The sequence below is a fragment of the Shouchella shacheensis genome, assembly GCF_001484965.1.
Lineage (GTDB): Bacteria > Bacillota > Bacilli > Bacillales > Bacillaceae_D > Shouchella > Shouchella shacheensis.
Map to the genome: position 1 here is coordinate 1 of NZ_LLYY01000069.1, position 2,071 is coordinate 2,071.

2 protein-coding genes are annotated in these 2,071 nt (G+C 39.8%); both read left to right on the forward strand.

The genetic code is table 11. The annotated features are described in order from the left end of the window. Positions 1–5: 5 nt before the first annotated feature. Positions 6–404 (forward strand): IS200/IS605 family transposase, encoded by a 399-nt coding sequence (gene tnpA / locus AVZ68_RS19380; RefSeq protein WP_059106224.1) that lies wholly within the window; start codon positions 6–8, stop codon positions 402–404. 6 nt (positions 405–410) lie between these two features. Continuing rightward, the gene (locus tag AVZ68_RS19385) at positions 411–1,886 is read left to right on the forward strand and encodes a hypothetical protein (protein ID WP_059106223.1); all 1,476 of its coding nucleotides are present in this window, start codon (positions 411–413) and stop codon (positions 1,884–1,886) included. Positions 1,887–2,071 lie beyond the last annotated feature (185 nt).

The window sequence follows — 2,071 nt, forward strand, 5'->3', positions numbered from 1 at the left end:
AGTCTATGAACTCTTATAGAAGCACGAAAACGACTGTTTCCTTCATTAATTATCATTTTGTTTTTTGTCCTAGGTACAGAAGGAAACTATTTCAGAGGCAAGACGTTGAAGAGAAATTTAAGTCTCTTGTTAAAGACATATGCAGTAGCTTGGATATTGAAGTAATGGCTATTGAATGCGACAAAGATCATACACACCTCTTTCTCAACGTACTTCCAAATAGGAGTCCTGCCGACGTCATGGCAAAGATCAAAGGAATCACATCTAGGAAGTTGAGAGAAGAATTTTCACACCTTCAACATCTTCCTAGCTTATGGACACGCTCCTATTTTGTATCTACAGCCGGACATGTATCAAGTGAAACGATTAAGAGATATGTGGAACAACAGAAAACAAGGGGGTGACAAACCATGGCGAAGACGAAATCTGCCAGCTTCGTAGTCACGTTAAAGCTGAAAACTCAGCCTTTTCAGGAAGACGTACTAGCTAAACGTTTGGATCTTTCGCGAAAAATATACAACGCCTGCTTGGGTGAGGGGGTAAGGCGACACAATAAACTCAGAAAAAACAATGAATTTCAAGCACTCCTCAAACAAGAGAAGACCAAAGAAAGGAATCAATCTCTTGAAGAAGTGCGTTCAGAATATGGAGTCACAGAGCATAGCCTCCATCATTTTGTCAGACCGATGCACCATGTTTTCCAAGACAATATTGATTCATTCACCGCCCAAAAACTAGCTACAAGAGCCTACCTGACTTTAGAAAGATTGATGTATGGAGAGGCGAAAAAAGTATTCTTCAAACGCTACGGTGAAATGAGCTCTGTTGAAGGCAAGTCTAATAAAACGGGGATTCGGTATAGAGACGGATTCCTGTATTGGGGAAAACACAAGAAGAACCCCCTCTCCATTCCTGTAGAGATAAAGAAAAAGGACATCTATGCACAACAAGCACTCACTCAAAAGATTAAATATGTCCGTATTCTTAAAAAGCATATTCGTGGAAAGATCGTTTATTTCGCCCAATTGATTATCAAAGGTCTCCCGCCAAGAAAGCTAGATAAAGATACGGGGTGTTTTAAACACAAGAGAGGAAAAGGCAAAGTAGGCATAGACATCGGCACACAAACGATTGCCTTTTCTTCTTGTAAGGATGTGAAGCTGCTAGAATTAGCTCCTTCAGTAACTAACATCGAAAAGACGAAAAGAGTGCTACAACGGAAATTAGATCGACAACGACGAGCAAACAACCCTGACAAATATAACGATGACGGGACCATTAAGCGTGACAATGGCCGTAGCTGGGTTTTCAGTAAGAACTATAAAAAGACTAGAGATCAACTTCAAGAGATCCAGCGAAAGATAGCTGAGAAGAGAAGACAAGATCACAACAAGCTAGCGAATTCGATTTTATCTCTTGGGGATGAGTGTTATGTGGAAACAATGAATTATAAAGGGTTGCAAGCGCGAGGAAAGAAGACAACGATCAACGAGAACACAGGAAGAATGAATAGGAAAAAGCGATTCGGGAAAAGTTTGGCTAATAAAGCGCCGAGTCTATTTTTAACCATACTGGACAATAAGCTGGAATATGATTCAAAGAAAGTAAAAAAAGTAGACACCACTTCTTTTAAAGCAAGCCAGTTTAATCATTTTAACAATACTTATAGGAAAAAGAACTTATCGGAGCGATGGAATGAGTTTGATTGTGGCAGAGTCCAACGGGATTTGTACAGTTCGTTTTTGTTGATGAATGCAGATGAAGATTTAAAACAGGCGAATGTTGAGAGTTGCCATAATAGCTGGGATGTTTTCTTCCAATTGCATAACATTGAAATCGAAAGGCTGAAAAATCAGGACAATTTGGCGAGTATGGGAATTGGGTAGAAACTAATCAAATGAATCAACAGGTGTTGAATCGCGCCTACAGAGCGTTAAAGTGACTCATCGGAGTGTGCTTTGCTCATGAAAGTCTAAAGGAACAAAGATTAGTGCTTATGGATGAAAGGAATCTATGAGAGGAAGTCTTTTAATACTTTAGAACCCCACTCCTTTAGGTGTGGGAGGTTCAG

Excerpts from the sequence above, each read along its gene's own strand:
- tnpA (WP_059106224.1), top strand. The coding sequence starts at position 6 with ATGAACTCTTATAGAAGCACGAAAACGACTGTTTCCTTCATTAATTAT.
- AVZ68_RS19385 (WP_059106223.1), top strand. The coding sequence starts at position 411 with ATGGCGAAGACGAAATCTGCCAGCTTCGTAGTCACGTTAAAGCTGAAA.